Raw genomic sequence first — 16485 nt, 5'->3', positions numbered from 1 at the left:
GGCCAGCCCTCAGCCTTCAGCCCGGACCTCGGCCACGATCTGCCGCATCGAGTCGAGCGGCACATAGCCGCGCAGCATCATCGACTTCAGCACGAAGGTCGGCGTGCCGGAAATCTCCATCGTGTCGGCCAGCGCATGGTTGGCCTGGATCACCGACATCACCTCGGGCGCGTTCATCCGGTCGAGGATCGGCTGCGGCTCGTGCCCGAGGTCCTGCGCGAGCCGGGTCAGCGTTTCGACTGTCGGCTCGCCGCGTAGCTCGATCAGCGCGTCATGCACCGACTTGTAGGCCGCGTCGCCATGCAGCTGCCGCACCGCGATGGCGAATTGCGACGACATGAGCGAGGCCTCGCCCAGGATCGGGAATTCCTTGACGACAAAGCGGATGTTGCCGTCCGACTTCACCAGTTCCTCGACCTCGGAATAGGCCTTGCGGCAATAGCCGCAGCGGTAGTCCATGAATTCGACCAGCACCACGTCGCCTTCCGGGTTGCCGCCGACCCAGTCGTCGGCGCTTTCGAAGATCGCGGCCTTGTTGTCGGCCAGCATCTGCAGGTCGCGGTTGGCGGCGGCCTCGTTCTCGCGCGACTGGAGGACATCCATCGCCTCGACCAGGACCTCGGGATTTTCAAGGAGATAGGCCCGCACCTCCTCACGGAAGGCCGCGCGCTCCTCGGGCGTCATCTCGGCCTGGGCGGGGAGCGCGAGGCCCGTGGTCAGAAGGGCCGTCGCGGCAAGGCGGCGCATGGGGGGCATCGGGGTCTCCTCTGGAATGCGGGCGCGAGGATGGGCCGGGGCGGCTGGAAGATCAACCCGCCCCGCCGCAGTTCGCCGGTTTGTGATGCCGCGGAATTTACATCTCCGCCGTCTGCGGGCATGAAGCGGCCCATGCGCGCGCTTCTTCTTTCCGTCCTGCTTGCCCTTGCCACGCCCGCCCCCGCGCAGGAGTTGTCGGTGCTGTCCCGGCTGGACGCGGGCGCCTCGGCGCTCACGGCCGAGGGCGACCGGCTGACGCTGGACTTCGCCCTCAGCCAGCCCGCGCCCTGGCGCATCCGCTTTCTCGATGCGCCGCCGCGCCTGGTGCTGGATGCGCGCGAGATCGACTGGACCGGGGCCGCGGCGCTGGCCCTGCCGCCCGGCGTCGCCGCTCTGCGGGCGGGCGGCTTCCGCCCCGGCTGGTCGCGGCTGGTGGTCGAACTGGACGGCCCGCGCCGGCTGGAGGCGGCCGAGATGGTCACCGGGGACAGCGGCGCGGCGATCCGGCTGGCGCTGGTCCCGACCGATCCCGCCGGTTTTGCCGCCGAGGCCGCGCGTACCGACCTGCCGGAATGGGCCGCCCCCGATCCGGCCGTGCTGCCGATCCCGCTGCCCCAGGGCGGCGGGCCGATCACCGTGGTCCTCGACCCCGGCCATGGCGGCATCGACCCCGGCGCCGAACGCGACGGGCAGACCGAGGCCGGGCTCATGCTGACCTTCGCGCGCGAGCTGAAGGAGGCGCTCTTGCGCGACGGCCGCTTCTCGGTGGCGATGACGCGCGAGGAGGATGTCTTCGTGCCGCTCGAGACCCGCACCTCGATCGCCCGCGCCGCCGGGGCCGATCTCTTTCTCTCGCTGCACGCCGACGCGCTGGCCGAGGGCGAGGCGCAGGGGGCGACGGTCTACACCCTGGCTGCGGAGGCCAGCGATGCCGCGAGCGAAGCCCTGGCCGAGCGGCACGACCGCGACGACCTTCTGGCCGGGGTGGATCTCTCCGACCAGGACGACGTGGTGGCGCAGGTCCTGATGGACATGGCGCGGACCGAGACCATGCCCCGGAACGACCGGCTGGCGCAGGCCATGGTCGCCGCGATCAAGGGCGCCGACATCCGCATGCACCGCAACCCCTCGCAGACCGGCGGTTTTTCAGTGCTGAAATCGCCCGACATCCCCTCGATCCTGCTCGAGGTCGGGTTCCTGTCCTCCGAGCGCGATCACGCCCGGCTGAACGATCCCGAATGGCGCGCCCGTATGGTGGGGGCGCTGCGCCAGGCGATCCTGGCCTGGGCGGAGGAGGACGCCACCCTGCGCGCCGCCGCCGCGCCGTGACCATTGCGGAAGGCCGCTGCCGCACCCGGATGTGACCGGCCAAGGTTTTGACCTTGGGGCGCGTCTGGTATACTGCGGGACCGGCAATCAAGGGGAGTGGCGGGTGCTACGTTTCGTCGGCAATGTACTGGGTGGCATCTTCACCGCGCTGACCCTGGGCATGGTCTTTGCCGCGCTGACGGTCGGCGGCATCTTCTACATGTATTCCCGCGACCTGCCCAGCCACGAGAGCCTGGCGCAATACACCCCCGCCACGATCAGCCGGATCTACTCGGGCGAGGGCGAGATCATCGACGAATTCGCCCGCGAACGCCGCCTGTTCGCCCCGGCCGAGGATATTCCCGACCTGGTGAAGCAGGCTTTCATCTCGGCCGAGGACAAGAACTTCTACACCCACCACGGCTATGACACCCGCGGCATGGTCGCGGCCCTGGTCGAGGCGGTGCGCACCCGGGGCGAGCGGGTCAGGGGCGCCTCGACCATCACGCAGCAGGTGATGAAGAACTTCCTTCTGTCCTCGGACCGGACGGCCGAGCGCAAGATCAAGGAGATCATCCTGGCCGCGCGGGTCGAGACCGCGATGAGCAAGGAGAAGATCCTGGAGCTCTACCTGAACGAGATCTTCCTCGGGCAGAACTCCTATGGCGTCGCGGCGGCGGCGCAGACCTATTTCAACAAGACCCTCTCGCAGCTTTCCCCGGCCGAGGTCGCCTATCTGGCGGCCCTCGCCCAGCGTCCCGGCAACCTGCATCCGGTGCGCCAGAAAGAGGACGCCATCGCCCGGCGCAACTATGTCCTTGGCGAGATGCTGGACAACGGGTTCATCGACCAGCCGACCTACGACACCTCGATCGCGGCCCCGCTGGAGACGGTGCAGAACGGCGATTTCGAGGCGTTCCGGGAATCTCTGCCCCCGCGCGGCTATTTCACCGACGAGATCCGCCGCCAGCTCTCGGGCACCTTCGGCGAGGAGGAGTTCTTCTCCGGCGGCCTGACGATCCGCGCCACCGTCGATCCCGACCTGCAGGATGATGCCGCCGCCGCGCTGCGCAAGGGGCTGGAGCAATACGACCGCAACCAGGGCCTCTGGCGCGGCACCGGCAAGACCCTTCCGGCCGAGCAGCTGGGCTCCGAGGCCGACTGGCGTGCCGCACTTGCCGCGCTGGAAGTGCCGCGCGACATTCCCAGCTGGTTCCCGGCCGTGGTGCTGTCGGTCGGCGAGAACGACGCCCGCATCGGCATCGAGGGCGTGGCCGAGGACGAGGACGGCCATTTCATCCCGGCCGAGGATGTGACCTGGGCGCGCAAGCTCCAGGCCGACGGCAAGCGCGGCCCGAAGGCCAAGGTCGCGGGCGACCTGCTGTCGGTCGGCGATGTGGTGCTGGTCCGCGCCGTGACGAACGAAGATGGGACTTTCAAACGCTGGTCGCTGCGCCAGATTCCCGAGGTGCAGGGCGCCTTCATGGCCATGGACGTGAACACCGGCCGGGTCCTCGCGATGCAGGGCGGCTTCTCCTACCAGGATTCGGTCTTCAACCGCACCACCCAGGCGACGCGCCAGCCGGGCTCCAGCTTCAAGCCCTTCGTCTATGCCGCCGCGCTGGACAGCGGGTTCACCCCGGCCACCATCGTCGTCGACGCCCCGATCGAGATCGAGACGCCGCAAGGTCTGTGGACGCCGAAGAACGCCTCGAACAAATACTATGGGCCCACGCCCCTGCGCACCGGCATCGAGCAGAGCCGGAACCTGATGACGATCCGGATCGCGCAGGAGATCGGGATGCAGACCGTGGCGGGTTATGCCGAACGCTTCGGGGTCTATGACCGGATGGGGCCGTTCCTGGCAAACTCGCTGGGCGCGCAGGAGACGACGCTGTTCAAGATGGTCGCCGCCTACGCCATGTTCGCCAATGGCGGCGAGCGGGTGGAGCCGACCCTCGTCGACCGGGTGCAGGACCGCTATGGCCGCACGATCTATCGCCACGACCAGCGCACCTGCGAGGATTGCGCCGACCCGATGCTGCCCGAGGGGCAGGGGGTCCGCATCACCTCGAACCGCGAGCGGGTGATGAACGCGATCACCGCCTATCAGCTGACCAGCATGATGGAAGGCGTGGTGCAGCGCGGCTCGGCCAGCCGTCTGGACCTGCCGGTGCCGATCGCGGGCAAGACGGGGACGACGAACGACGCCAAGGATGTGTGGTTCATCGGCTATTCCTCGAACATTGTGGCGGGCTGCTACATCGGCTTCGACCAGCCCCGGACGCTGGGCGAAAGCGCCTTCGGCGGCACGCTCTGCGTTCCGGTCTTCCAGGACTTCATGGAAGATGCGGTGAAGAAATACGGCGGCGGCAAGTTCCAGGTCCCGCCCGGCGGCCACTTCATCAACATCGACCGTTTCACCGGGGCGCAACTGCCGCCCGACGCCTCTGGTCCCAACGTCGTGGCCGAATATTTCCGCGACGGCGAAGAGCCGATCTTCGGCCTTGGCGCGATGGTGGACGGCGGTTTCGCCATGGGCTCCAACCTGCCCTTGTTCGCCTATGGCGAGGGCGAGGGCTCGGACAGCGGCACCACCGTCACCAATTCCGAGGGCGAGACCGTGGTGGTGCCGAAGAAGGCCGATTTCGGCACCGTCTCCTCGGGCGGCCTCTACTGACCTTGCCGTGCGGCGGTCAAACCCTTATGACCGCCCGCACCAACCCAGCAGGACCGACCCATGCGTGCCGAAACCCAGTCCAATATCGAGGCGATCGAGAAGACGCTGAAGCTTCTCGCCCAGCGGATGGACTGGGAAACCGCGCCGCACCGGCTTGAGGAATTCGACGCGATGATCGAATCCCCAGACCTGTGGAACGATCCCGCCAAGGCGCAGAAGCTGATGCGCGACCGCCAGGCGCTGCTGGACGCCGTGAACGCCTACAAGCTGATCTCGGGCGGGCTGAAGGACAATGTCGAGCTGATCGAGCTGGGCGAGATGGAAGGCGACGCCGAGATCGTGCGCGAGGCCGAGGGCGCGCTGACCGATCTGGTCAAGGTCGCCGAGGCGAAGGAGCTTGAGGCGCTGCTGGACGGCGAGGCCGACGGCAACGACACCTTCCTCGAGATCAACGCGGGCGCGGGTGGCACCGAAAGCTGCGACTGGGCCTCGATGCTGGCGCGGATGTATGTCCGCTGGGCCGAGGCGCATGGCTTCACCGTGGAACTGCAGTCGGAATCCGAAGGCGACGGCGCGGGGATCAAGTCGGCTTCCTACAAGATCTCCGGGAAGAACGCCTATGGCTGGCTGAAGACCGAGGCCGGGGTGCACCGCCTGGTCCGCATCTCGCCCTATGACAGCGCCGCCCGCCGCCACACCAGCTTCTGCTCGGTCTGGGTCTATCCGGTGGTCGACGACAACATCGAGATCGACGTGCAGGACAAGGACATCCGCATCGACACCTTCCGGTCCTCCGGCGCGGGCGGGCAGCACGTCAACAAGACCGACTCCGCCGTGCGGATCACCCACTTCCCCTCCGGCATCGTGGTCACCTCCTCGCTGAAATCGCAGCACCAGAACCGCGACATCGCGATGAAGGCGCTGAAGTCGCGCCTCTACCAGCAGGAACTGGACCGCCGGAACGCGGCCATCAACGAGGCGCACGAGAACAAGGGCGACGCGGGCTGGGGCAACCAGATCCGCTCTTACGTCCTGCAGCCCTACCAGATGGTGAAGGACCTGCGCACCGGCTATGAGACCTCGGACACGCAAGGGGTGCTGAACGGCGACCTTGACGGGTTCATGGCGGCGACGCTGGCGCTGAACGCCTCCGGCAAGAAACGCGGCGATTTCGCCGACGTCGACTGAGCGCGTCCGTCCCCCTTGCGGGGAGCGTCCGTCTGCCGCCTTGTCGGCGATACGGGCCGGAGTCCCGGCTGAGTGCCGGGGCGGGGAGCGCCGCAATTGTCTTGCCTGCGACAACCTGTCGCGCTTAACCTTCCGGCATGAGCACCACCCATCCCCCCGCCACGCCCGAAATCAACGAGGTCGACCCATCGGACCTGCGCGCCAGCCTCGCGCTTGGCTGGCAGGACTTCCGCCGCGCGCCGCTTTACGGCCTCGCCTTCGCGGCGGTCTATGTGCTGGGGGGCTGGCTGATCACCTGGGCGATGACCTCCAGCGGCCAGATCTGGTGGACCCTGCCCGCCAGCGCCGGCTTCCCGATCCTCGGCCCGTTCATCGCCTGCGGCTTCTACGAGATCTCGCGCCGGCTGGAGGCGGGGGAGCCCCTGACCGCGGCCGAGGTCTTCGGCGTGATCCTGCGCCAGAAGGACCGGCAGATCCCGGCCATCGCGGCGGTGATCGTGGTCTACTTCCTGTTCTGGAACTTCCTGTCGCACATGATCTTCGCGCTGTTCCTCGGCAATGCGACGATGACCAACGTCTCCTCCTCGCTGGCGGTGTTCCTGACGCCCGAGGGGCTGACGATGCTGGCTTTCGGCACGGCGGTCGGGGCGGCTTTCGCGACGCTGCTGTTCTGCCTCACCGTGGTCAGCCTGCCGATGCTGCTGGACCGCGAGGTGGATTTCGTGACCGCGATGCTGACCAGCTTCGCGCTGGTGCAGGCCAATCCGCGGATCATGCTGGGCTGGGGCGCGTTGATCGCGGTCTGCCTCTTTGCGGGCATGGTCCCGGCCTTCCTGGGATTGTTCGTCGTGCTGCCGCTTTTCGGGCACGCCAGCTGGCATCTCTACCGCCGCGCAATCAGCTGACGGGACGGGCCACCAGCAGCGCCAGCACGGCGGCAGTCGCGGCTGCAAGGCTGGCGATCAGCGCAATGCTGCCAAAGGCCGCCCCCGTCGCCGCCAGATGCGTGGCCGTATCTCCCTCCAGGCCAAAGCCCGGCGCGCCCGGCCCGTAGGCCCGCGCCGCCACCCGCCCCAGAAGCGCCACCGCCACCATCCCCGCGACCCGCGCCACCGCGTTGTTGATGCCCGAGGCCGCGCCCTGCTCGCCATCCTCGGCCCCCTGCATCGCGGCGGCGGTCAGGGGGGCGACGACCAGCCCCAGGCCCAGCCCCGCCAGCGCCGTCAGCGGCACGACATGCGCCCAGAACGCGCCCCCCGGCGCCGCCAGCCACAGCCCCGCATAGGCGCAGGCCACCAGACCCGAGCCCGCCGCCATCATCACCCCCGCGCCCCAGCGGTCCGCCATCCGCCCCGCCGGGGCCGACAGAAGGCCGATCAGCACCGAGATCGGCAGGAAGGCCGCGGTCACCTCCAGCTCGCTCACCCCCCAGGCCGAGACGGCGGCCATCGGCAGGTAGAACATCACCCCGTTCAGCGCGAAATAAAGGACCAGAGTGACCAGGTTGGTCACCGCCAGCACCCGGTTGCGGAACAGGCCCAGCCGCAGCATCGGGGCAGGGGCCACCCGCTCCCAGGCGAGGAAGCCGGCCAGCGCCGCCAGCGCCAGCGTCCAGACCGGCCAGCCCGCCCCCGGCGCGATCAGCGCCCAGGCCAGCAGCCCCAGCCCGACCGAGGCCAGCACCGCCCCCGTCGCATCCACCCGCACCCCCGGCCGCCCGATGTCGCCCGGCGTGCGGCCCCGGATCAGCCAGACCGCCGCCAGGCCCAAGGGCAGGTTCAGCGCGAAGATCAGCCGCCAGCCCAACTCTCCGCCCCAGGTGATCAGCGCGCCGCCCAGGACCGGCCCCAGCGCCGTGGTCATGGTCGAGGCCGCCGCCCACATCCCCAAGGCCTGCCCGCGCTGCTGTCTCGGCCAGGCGCGCGAGACCATGGCCATCGAGCCCGGCACCATCAGCGCCGCGCCGATCCCCTTGACCGTACGCGCCGCGATCATCTGGCCCGCGTCCTGTGCGAAGGCACAGGCGAGCGATCCGGCGACGAAGATCCAGATCCCGGCGACGAAGACCCGTGCGATGCCGAATCGGTCGCCCGCCGCGCCGCCGACCAGCACCAGCGCCGAGAGCGCCAGCAGATAGGCCGTGTTGATCCATTGCGCCTCGGCCAGGCTGGCGTGCAGCGCGGCCCGCATCGCGGGCATGGCGATGGCCGTGACCGAACTGTCGATGAACCCCATGGAGGAGGCCAGGATCGCCGCCCAGAGGATCACGCGCCGGTCAGCCTCGGCGCAAAAGGAAACGGGCACCGAGGTTTGCCCCGATGCCCGTGCAATGGTCATGTCCGGTGAACTCAGACGCCGTCGCCGACGCCGGGCATCGCGGGGGCGGCCGGAGTGGGACGGCCGTTCGCCAGCGGGTCTTCCTGGCGCTGCACCGAGCCTTCGAAATGCGCGCCGCTCTCGATCGCGATGGTCTTGTGGATGATGTCGCCCTCGACCCGGGCGGTGGAGGTGAGGCGGACCTTCAGCCCGCGCACCCGGCCGATCACCCGGCCGTTGACCACGATGTCATCGGCCACGATCTCGCCGCGGATTGTCGCGCTTTCGCCGACGGTCAACAGATGCGCGCGGATGTCGCCCTCGACCGTGCCTTCGACCTGGATGTCGCCCGTGGTCCGCAGGTTGCCCACCACCGTCAGGTCCGAGGACAGGACCGAGGCCGCGGCCTTGCCCTTCGGCGCCGAAGGGGTGAAGTCCATCGAGGGCTTGGTCATCTGGGTCTCCGGGGCTTTGGGCTTCTCGGCCTCGGCCTTCGGGCCCGGCTCGTTGATGCGGCTCTTAGAAAACATTCTTCGCTGCCTTTATGAAGGTCATCGGGTTCACCGGAGTTCCATTCAGGTGAACCTCGTAGTGCAGATGCGTGCCGGTGGAACGGCCTGAATTGCCCATATCACCGATCCGGTCCCCGCGCGAGACCCTTTGGCCCACTTCCACACGGATCTGTGACATGTGGGAATAGGTCGTCTCGATCCCGTTGGCGTGGCGCACCTTGACGTGGCGGCCATAGCCCGAGTGCCAGCCGGCAAAGGTCACCGTGCCCTCGGCCGTGGCGTAGATCGGGGTGCCATAGGCCCCGGCCATGTCGGTCCCCTCGTGCATCCGGGTGCCCGCGCCCTTGGGGTCCTTGCGATAGCCGAAACCCGAGGTCCAGCGGAAGCTGTCCTTCACCGGCATGGCGAAGGGCAGGGTATAGGCGGCGATCCGGTACATGTTCATCCGGTCCAGCCCCGACAGGATCGCATTGGCGCGCAGCTCGTCGGCCGAAGGCAGCCCGCCCGCGGTCGAGAGCGCGATCGGCGTCAGCGGCCCGCCCTGGCCGGAATAGCCCTTGCGCACGGAATCGATCAGGTCGTCGGGCGACATCCCCGCCTCGCGGAACATGTTGTCCAGGGGCTCCATCGAGACGGTGACCGCTTCCTCGAGCTTTGCGAAGATCGCGTCGTTGCGCATCTCGATCGCGCGCTTCTCCTCGGCGACGAGCCGGGTCTCCTCGCGCGCGGCCTCGGCCTCGGCCAGGGTCTCGTCCCGCGCCTCGGCCGTGGCCCCCAGCGCGCCGGTCAGGAAGTCCAGCGTCGCCAGCGTGTCGCGGGCGCGGCCCATCTCGGTCGCGCCGCCGGCCTGCTCGTTCAGCGCCAGCGTCACCCGGTCGGCCTCGGCCCGGGCCTCATCGCGTTCGCGGATCGTGCGGCGCAGGGTCTCCTGGATCGCGTCGATCCCGGTCTCCATCTCGCGGCGGCGGTCCTCCGAGGAAAGCAGGCGTTCCTGCATCTCCGAGACCTGTTCCAGCGCGATGTTGAAGCGTTCCTGCGCGCGGGCGGCTTCCTCGGCCCGCAGGTCGCGGTCGGCGGAGAGGTCGTTCAGCCGCGACTCGTACATCGCCTGCTGCCGGAAGGACTGTTCGCGCGCCGAACCGGCCCCGATCGAATCCATCATGATCAGCGCCGTGGCGACGATGGTCCAGGCCAGCGCAAGCGTGCCCCCGGCCAGGCCGAGGATCTGGGTCACCGGCCGCAGCCGGACAAAGCGCGTCTCGGTGTCGGATTTCAGGAACAGGCGCTGTTCGGGAAAATGCCGCTCCAGGCTCTGATGGATCCGGTAGGCGAAGCGGTTCAGCACGTTGAAATCATCCGTTGCAGGGCCTTTCTGGTCGTGCGGCAGTCTAGGCGGCAGTCCGGGCGGCGGTTCGGCAACGGCCGGTCGGCCAAGCCCGCGCACTGCTTACCCAGCGCATTTCAGCCTCGCAACAATTTTGACCACATGAGGAGTTTTCCCGCGCGGCCGCCGGAATTCATCGGCGAGAAATCGCCTATTCCCCGGTCAGCGGCCAGTAGAAGTCGGGCGGCAGACCGGCCTCGGCGCGCTTTTCCTCGTTGAAGGGCGGCTTCAGAACGCCGTGGAAATGCCGGCGGACAAGATCGTGGAACACCTCCTTCGGGTCCAGCCCGTCCCGCCCGCACAGCCAGTTGAACCACTTCGAACCATAGGCGACATGGCCGACTTCCTCGGCATAGATCACCTCCAGCGCGGCGACCGCCCCGGTGACGCCGGCCTTGCGGAAGATCTCGATCATGCCGGGCGTCACGTCCAGCCCGCGCGCCTCCAGCACCATGGGCACGACGGCAAGCCGCGCCATAAGGTCCCCGGCCGTGTCCTCGGCCGCGCGCCACATCCCGGCATGGGCGGGCAGTGCGCCATAATGGCTGCCCAGCGCCTCGAGGCAGTCGCAGATCAGGTTGAAGTGCTTCGCCTCCTCGTCCGCGGCCTTCACCCAGTCGTCGTAGAAACCCGGCGGCATCGGCTGGCCGGTGAAGCGGGCGATGATGTCCCAGTGCAGGTCCACCGCGTTCAACTCGATATGCGCGACGGCGTGCAGAAGCGCGAGCCGTCCCGCCTCGGTGCCGGGACGGCGGCGCGGCACGTCGCGCGGGGCCAGGAGTTCGGGCCGGTCGGGACGGGCAGGGCGATCCGGTGGGTTCGCGTGACCAATGGGCAAAGACCGGCCCGCCGCCCGCGCGGAGAACCAGGCGGCCGCGTGGCGCCGGCCGAGCGCGGTCTTGGCGCGCCCGTCTGCCGTGGTCAGCACCTCGACCGCCATTTCCGCAAGGCTCTGCGCCATCGCCCGGCTCCCGCAGCTCGTTCCGAAAGGTTCCGGGCCCTATGTCACAGCGCCCGTGCCGCCGCCAGCACCTCGTCGGCATGGCCCTTGACGCTGACCTTGGGCCACACCCGCGCCACCTTGCCCGCGCCGTCGATCAGGAAGGTTGCGCGCGTGATCCCCATATAGGTCTTGCCGTAATTCTTCTTCTCGCCCCAGACGCCGTAATCCTCGCAGGTCGTCCCGCCCTCGTCCGAGGCCAGGACGATCCCCAGCCCGTGCCTGGCGCAGAACCTGTCATGGCTTTTCACGCTGTCCTTCGAGATCCCGATCACCGTCACCCCGGCGGCCGCGAAATCCGCCAGGCGGGCGGTGAAGTCCTGCGCCTCCAGCGTGCAGCCCGGCGTGTCGTCCTTGGGGTAGAAATACAGCACCACCTTGCCCGGCCGCAGCGCCGAGAGGGTGATCGACGCGCCGCCATCGCGGGGCAGGGTGAAATCGGGGGCGGTGCTTCCTTCGGAAATCATGGGCGGCTCCTTGCCTTGTCAGGGTTTGTGACTTTCGCATCCCGGCGCTTTCGGCGAAAGATGTAGCGGGCAGAACAACAAGGAAAAGGCGCCAGGGCCGGATGCAGGACGCAGGTGCCGCGATGGGACCCGGGGAACCGGGGCCGGACGGGGTGGACGACGGGAACCGGGACCAGGCCGCAGCCGCGACCGGGCAGCGGCGTCGTGCGTCGCGCAGGCGCCGCGGCGGGATCAGCCTGACCGTCCTTTTCACCCTTGTCGCGCTGGCCCTGGGCTTCGGCTATCTGACGCTGGCCTATACCGGCGCGGCGCTGCGCCTGCCGACCTGGGCCGTGGCCGAGATCGAGGGCCGGCTGAACCGGGGTCTTGTCGCCGAACGCCTGCCGAAGGGCGCGGCGGTGGCGGTGGGTTCGGTCGAGCTGGCGGTGGACCACGACTTCTTCCCCCGTTTCCGGCTCGAGGATCTGCGCCTGATCGACCGCGACGGCCGCTCGATCCTCTCCCTTCCCGAGGCGCATCTGGCGCTGGATCCATCGGCCGCGCTGACCGGCAAGCTGCGGCCCAGCTCGCTGCGGCTGGTCGGTGCGCGGCTGGCGGTGCGCCGCGATGCCGAGGGGCGGATCGACCTGCAGTTCGGCACGGGCGGGCCGGGGCCGAAAAGCCTGGGCGAGGTGCTGGACATCGTCGGCCGCCTTTTCACCACCCCCGCGCTTGCCAGCCTTGCCACGGTCGAGGTCGAGGGTCTCAGCCTCACCCTCACCGATGCCCGCGCCAACCGGCGCTGGCAGCTGGGCGACGGCCGCCTCACGATCGAGAACCGGCAGGGAGAGGTGGCGGCGGAACTGGCGCTGACGCTGCTGGACGGGGTCGAACCGGCGCAGGCGCTGGTGACGCTGGTGGTGGACCGCTCCGGCGGCGCGGCGCGGGTCGCGGCCACGGTGGACCGGATGCGCGCCCGCGACCTTGCCGCCATGGCCCCGCCGCTGGCCTGGCTGAAGTTCGTCCAGGCCCCGATCTCGGGCGCGCTGCAGGGCGGCATCGACGCCGAGGGCGCGCTGACCGGCCTCACCGCCCAGCTTGAGCTCGGCGCGGGCAGCCTTGCCCCTGGCGAGGGCGCCAATCCGGTGCCTTTCGACCGCGCCTCGCTGGGCCTGAGCTACGATCCCGGCCCGGCGCGGATCCACATGACCGGGCTTGCCGTCGAAAGCCCCTCGCTGCGGCTGAAGGCGACGGGGCAGGGCGATCTGCAGGACGCGACGGGTGCCGCGATCGGGCCGGGCGCGCTGCCGCAGGCCATCCTGGGCCAGGTCGCCTTTTCCGAGGTGATGATCGACCCCGAGGGCCTGTTCGCCGAGCCGGTCCGCTTCAGCCAGGGCGCGCTGGACCTGCGGCTCCGGCTTGATCCGTTCCGGCTGGAGATCGGCCAGCTTGCCCTGGTGGAGGAGGGCGAGCGCCTTCTTTTGTCGGGCGACGTGGCCACCACGCCCGAGGGTTGGAAAGGCGGCCTGGATGTCGAACTCGACCGGATCGACTCGGACCGCCTGCTGAAGATCTGGCCGCTGTCGGCGGTGCCCAGGACGCGAATGTGGTTCGCCGACAACGTGGGCGAGGCGACGCTCAGCAATGTCCGCGCGGGCCTGCGCCTGACCCCCGGCAGCACCCCGCGCTTCAGCCTGGGCTACGAATTCTCCGAGGCCGAGGTCCGCTTCGTCCGCACCCTGCCGCCGGTGCTGAATGCGCGCGGCCATGCCACGCTGGAGAACCTGACCTATACCGTGAAACTGGACCGGGGCCATGTCCTGCCGCCCGAGGGCGGGCGGATCGAGGCCGACGGCTCGGTCTTCCAGATCGCCGACATCACCCAGCGCCCGGCGACGGCGAAGATCGACCTCGTCACCGCCTCGCCCCTGACCGCGACGCTTTCGCTTCTGGACCAGCCGCCGTTCAGCTTCTTCTCCAAGGCCGGCCAGCCGGTGAACCTGGGCGACGGGCGGGCGGAACTGAAGACCACGCTCCTGATGCCGCTGAAAGCCAGGGTCACGCTGCAGGATGTGGATTTCACCGTCAGCGGCCGGATCGTCGATTTCACCTCGCCCTCGCTGGTGCCGGGCCGGATCCTGACCGCCCCCGAGGTTTCCGTCGCGGTGGACACCGAAGGGCTCAGCCTCTCGGGCCAGGGGTTGCTCGACACGATGCCGGTGGACCTGACCTATGTGCAGGGCTTCGGGCCGGAGCAGAAGGGCCGCGCGCGGGTCAACGGGACGGTGGTGCTCTCGGATGCGGCGCTGCGCGACCTGGGCGTGGATCTGCCCGCAGGGTCGGTCAGCGGCGAGGGGCCGGCCGCCATCGACATCGCGCTTGTCGCAGGCGAGCCACCGCAACTCACGCTCGCCTCCAATCTCGCCGGCCTTGGTCTGCGGCTGGACGCGCTTGGCTGGACGAAGGGGGCGAAGACCCGCGCCACGCTTGATCTCGAGGCCCGACTCTCGCGCGAGCCGGTGGTCGAGCGGCTCACCCTCAAGGCCCCCGGCCTGACCGCCGAAGGCATGATCACCACCGCCGAGGGCGGCGGGCTGAAGGAGGCGCGCTTTTCGCGCGTGCGTGCAGGCGACTGGCTGGATGCGCCGGTGGTTCTGACCGGCACCGGCAAGGGGGGTGCGCTGGATGTGGCCGTGACCGGCGGGCGGCTCGATATCCGCAAGATGCCGGGGGGTAAGGGCGACACCGGCACCGGCGGGCCGATCGATCTGGCGCTCGACCGGCTCGTCCTCAGCGAGGGGATCAGCCTGACCGGCTTTCGCGGCGGCTTCAGCCCGCGCGGCGGCATGAACGGCAGCTTCAGCGCCGGGGTCAACGGCCAGGGCCAGATCCGCGGCATCGTCGCCCCGGCCGAAGGCGGCAGCGCCTTCCGCATCACCTCGGACAATGCGGGCACCGTTATGGCGGCGGCCGGCATCTTCGACAAGGGCCGGGGCGGAGAGCTGGACATGACCCTCTTTCCGCGCGGGCCTGCCGGGCATTACAACGGCACCGCCACCTTCAGCCGGATGCGGGTGCAGGGCGCGCCTGCGCTGGCCGAGCTTCTGTCCGCGATCTCGGTCGTGGGCCTTCTGGAGCAGATGGGCGGCGAGGGGCTGGCCTTCAACAACGGCGAGGTCCGCTTCATCCTGACCCCGGACGCGGTCGAGATCACGCAAGGCTCGGCCGTCGGCGCCTCGCTTGGCATTTCCTTCGCCGGTCTCTATCAGACCGCCGGGGCGCGGCTGGACCTGCAGGGGGTGGTCTCGCCGATCTATCTGGTGAATGGCGTGGGTCAGATCTTTTCCCGCCCGGGCGAGGGGCTGTTCGGCTTCAACTACCGGCTGACCGGGACGGCCGACGCTCCGGTGGTCTCGGTCAATCCGCTTTCCGTCTTCACCCCCGGCATGTTCCGCGAGATCTTCCGCCGCGCGCCCCCCAACCTGAAGGACGCCGGATGAAGCTTGAGGATTTCGACTTCCACCTGCCCGAGGCGCTGATCGCCACCCGCCCCGCGCGGCCGCGCACCGCTGCCCGGCTGCTGCTGGCCGAGGGCGACCGGATCGGCGACCGGCGGGTTTCCGACCTGATCGACATCCTGCGCCCCGGCGACCGGCTGGTGCTGAACAACACCCGGGTGATCCCCGCGCGTCTGTTCGGAACGCGCCGGCGCGGCGAAGCCGTGGCCAAGGTGGAAATCACCCTGCTGGAGCCCCGCGCCCAAGGCTGGCGCGCGCTGGCCAAGCCCCTGCGCAAGGTGCAGCCGGGCGAGGTGATCCGCTTCTCCGACCACCTTTCCGCCACCGTGGTCGAAAAGTCGGAAACCGACCTGACCCTGGCCTTCGACCTGACCGGCGACGACTTCGACAAGGCCCTGGCCGAGGCTGGGGTGATGCCGCTGCCGCCCTATATCGCCGCCAAGCGCGCCGCCGACGACCGGGACCGCACCGACTATCAGACCGTCTTTGCCCGCCACGCCGGGGCCGTCGCCGCACCCACCGCCTCGCTGCATTTCGACGAGGACCTGCTGCGCGCCTTGGCCGCCAAGGGGGTGGAGTTCACCGAAGTCACGCTGCATGTCGGCGCGGGCACCTTCCTGCCGGTCAAGGTTCAGGACGTGACCACCCACAGGATGCACGCCGAATGGGGCCGGGTGACCGCTGCGGCGGCGGCGGAGATCAACGCCACGAAGCGGGCAGGGGCACGGGTGATCCCGGTCGGCACCACCGCGTTGCGGCTGATCGAAAGCGCGGCCGATGCGGGGGGCGTGCTGCATCCCTGGGAAGGCGAGACCGACATCTTCATCTATCCCGGCTACCGCTTTCGCGTGACCGACGCCTTGATGACCAATTTCCACCTGCCGAAGTCGACGCTGGTGATGCTTGTCGCGGCGCTTATGGGCGAGACGCGCATCCGCCGCATCTACGACCATGCCATCCGCGCGGGCTATCGCTTCTTCTCCTATGGCGACAGCTCGCTCCTGATCCCGGAGTCCCACGGATGAGCTACCTCGCCCTCAAGGCCATCCTCTCCGGCCTGCTGATCGCCGCCATCTCCGAGATCGCCCGGCGCTCTCCGGCGGTTGCGGCGCTGGTGGCCTCGCTGCCGCTGGTCTCGATCCTGGGGATGATCTGGCTCTGGCGCGACACCTCCGACGCGGGACGCCTCGCTGCCCATGCCGAGGCGACCTTCTGGTACGTCCTGCCCTCGCTGCCGATGTTCCTGCTCCTGCCCTGGCTGATCCGGCAGGGCATGGGCTTCTGGCCGGCTCTTGGCCTGGGGGTGGCGCTGACCGTCGCGCTCTATCTCCTCCTCACTTGGCTCGCGCCGCGTTTCAACCTGCCGCTCTGACGGAC

The 16485-nt window shown here is 69.3% G+C and carries 13 protein-coding genes; 7 read left to right on the top strand and 6 right to left on the bottom strand.

Going from position 1 to position 16485, the window contains the following annotated elements:
• Window positions 1-9: 9 nt before the first annotated feature.
• On the bottom strand, window positions 10-756 hold the full coding sequence (locus tag I7S92_RS01365) for a DsbA family protein (protein WP_242070004.1): 747 nt from the start codon (window positions 754-756) through the stop codon (window positions 10-12).
• Between the two features lie 132 nt (window positions 757-888).
• Between I7S92_RS01365 and I7S92_RS01360 the strand changes: the two genes are divergently transcribed.
• From I7S92_RS01360 to I7S92_RS01345, 4 genes are all read left to right on the top strand, one after another.
• On the top strand, window positions 889-2085 hold the full coding sequence (locus tag I7S92_RS01360; RefSeq protein ID WP_197641674.1) for an N-acetylmuramoyl-L-alanine amidase: 1197 nt from the start codon (window positions 889-891) through the stop codon (window positions 2083-2085).
• A gap of 103 nt (window positions 2086-2188) precedes the next feature.
• Entirely contained in the window at window positions 2189-4744 is a 2556-nt protein-coding gene (locus tag I7S92_RS01355) for a penicillin-binding protein 1A (protein WP_197641673.1), read from the top strand.
• 60 nt (window positions 4745-4804) lie between these two features.
• Window positions 4805-5932 (top strand): peptide chain release factor 2, encoded by a 1128-nt coding sequence (prfB, locus tag I7S92_RS01350; protein WP_197641672.1) that lies wholly within the window; start codon window positions 4805-4807, stop codon window positions 5930-5932.
• 137 nt (window positions 5933-6069) lie between these two features.
• A complete protein-coding gene (locus tag I7S92_RS01345; RefSeq protein WP_197641671.1) occupies window positions 6070-6837 on the top strand; it encodes a DUF2189 domain-containing protein in 768 nt (255 codons plus the stop codon).
• Here I7S92_RS01345 and I7S92_RS01340 read toward each other — a convergent pair.
• The 5 genes from I7S92_RS01340 to I7S92_RS01320 all read right to left on the bottom strand — a co-directional run bounded on the left by I7S92_RS01340 (window position 6830) and on the right by I7S92_RS01320 (window position 11611).
• Window positions 6830-8236, bottom strand: a complete 1407-nt coding sequence (locus tag I7S92_RS01340; protein ID WP_197641670.1) for an MFS transporter — start codon at window positions 8234-8236, stop codon at window positions 6830-6832. The two genes, I7S92_RS01345 and I7S92_RS01340, sit on opposite strands and share 8 nt — an antisense overlap.
• A gap of 44 nt (window positions 8237-8280) precedes the next feature.
• Window positions 8281-8778 carry a bactofilin family protein gene (locus tag I7S92_RS01335; protein WP_197641669.1) on the bottom strand — a complete coding sequence of 166 codons (498 nt, stop codon included), beginning with the start codon at window positions 8776-8778 and terminating at the stop codon, window positions 8281-8283.
• The gene (locus tag I7S92_RS01330; protein WP_197641668.1) at window positions 8768-10105 is read right to left on the bottom strand and encodes a DUF5930 domain-containing protein; all 1338 of its coding nucleotides are present in this window, start codon (window positions 10103-10105) and stop codon (window positions 8768-8770) included. The genes I7S92_RS01335 and I7S92_RS01330 overlap by 11 nt, the downstream gene beginning before the upstream one ends.
• 190 nt (window positions 10106-10295) lie before the next feature.
• The gene (locus I7S92_RS01325; protein ID WP_242070003.1) at window positions 10296-11105 is read right to left on the bottom strand and encodes a ferritin-like domain-containing protein; all 810 of its coding nucleotides are present in this window, start codon (window positions 11103-11105) and stop codon (window positions 10296-10298) included.
• A gap of 44 nt (window positions 11106-11149) precedes the next feature.
• On the bottom strand, window positions 11150-11611 hold the full coding sequence (locus I7S92_RS01320; RefSeq protein ID WP_197641667.1) for a peroxiredoxin: 462 nt from the start codon (window positions 11609-11611) through the stop codon (window positions 11150-11152).
• A gap of 122 nt (window positions 11612-11733) precedes the next feature.
• Here I7S92_RS01320 and I7S92_RS01315 point away from each other — a divergent pair, with 122 nt between their 5' ends.
• Genes I7S92_RS01315 through I7S92_RS01305 form a run of 3 tightly spaced genes read left to right on the top strand, consistent with a single transcriptional unit; the run spans window position 11734 to window position 16480 of the window.
• Entirely contained in the window at window positions 11734-15090 is a 3357-nt protein-coding gene (locus I7S92_RS01315; RefSeq protein WP_197641666.1) for a hypothetical protein, read from the top strand.
• Complete coding sequence (gene queA / locus I7S92_RS01310; RefSeq protein WP_197641665.1) at window positions 15087-16133, top strand: tRNA preQ1(34) S-adenosylmethionine ribosyltransferase-isomerase QueA; 1047 nt, start codon at window positions 15087-15089, stop codon at window positions 16131-16133. Before I7S92_RS01315 ends, queA begins: the two co-directional genes overlap by 4 nt.
• Entirely contained in the window at window positions 16130-16480 is a 351-nt protein-coding gene (locus I7S92_RS01305; protein ID WP_197641664.1) for a DUF3147 family protein, read from the top strand. Before queA ends, I7S92_RS01305 begins: the two co-directional genes overlap by 4 nt.
• The last annotated feature ends 5 nt before the right edge of the window (window positions 16481-16485 follow it).

Source organism: Tabrizicola soli, assembly GCF_015999335.1.
Classification (GTDB): Bacteria; Pseudomonadota; Alphaproteobacteria; order Rhodobacterales; family Rhodobacteraceae; genus Tabrizicola; species Tabrizicola soli.
The sequence above is the reverse complement of the archived record's forward strand: the minus strand, read 5'-3'. Positions and strand labels throughout refer to the sequence as shown.

Coding starts and splice junctions, on each gene's coding strand:
- I7S92_RS01365 (WP_242070004.1), bottom strand. CDS start 756: ATGCCCCCCATGCGCCGCCTTGCCGCGACGGCCCTTCTGACCACGGGC.
- I7S92_RS01360 (WP_197641674.1), top strand. CDS start 889: ATGCGCGCGCTTCTTCTTTCCGTCCTGCTTGCCCTTGCCACGCCCGCC.
- prfB (WP_197641672.1), top strand. CDS start 4,805: ATGCGTGCCGAAACCCAGTCCAATATCGAGGCGATCGAGAAGACGCTG.
- I7S92_RS01345 (WP_197641671.1), top strand. CDS start 6,070: ATGAGCACCACCCATCCCCCCGCCACGCCCGAAATCAACGAGGTCGAC.
- I7S92_RS01335 (WP_197641669.1), bottom strand. CDS start 8,778: ATGTTTTCTAAGAGCCGCATCAACGAGCCGGGCCCGAAGGCCGAGGCC.
- I7S92_RS01325 (WP_242070003.1), bottom strand. CDS start 11,105: ATGGCGCAGAGCCTTGCGGAAATGGCGGTCGAGGTGCTGACCACGGCA.
- I7S92_RS01320 (WP_197641667.1), bottom strand. CDS start 11,611: ATGATTTCCGAAGGAAGCACCGCCCCCGATTTCACCCTGCCCCGCGAT.
- I7S92_RS01315 (WP_197641666.1), top strand. CDS start 11,734: ATGGGACCCGGGGAACCGGGGCCGGACGGGGTGGACGACGGGAACCGG.
- queA (WP_197641665.1), top strand. CDS start 15,087: ATGAAGCTTGAGGATTTCGACTTCCACCTGCCCGAGGCGCTGATCGCC.
- I7S92_RS01305 (WP_197641664.1), top strand. CDS start 16,130: ATGAGCTACCTCGCCCTCAAGGCCATCCTCTCCGGCCTGCTGATCGCC.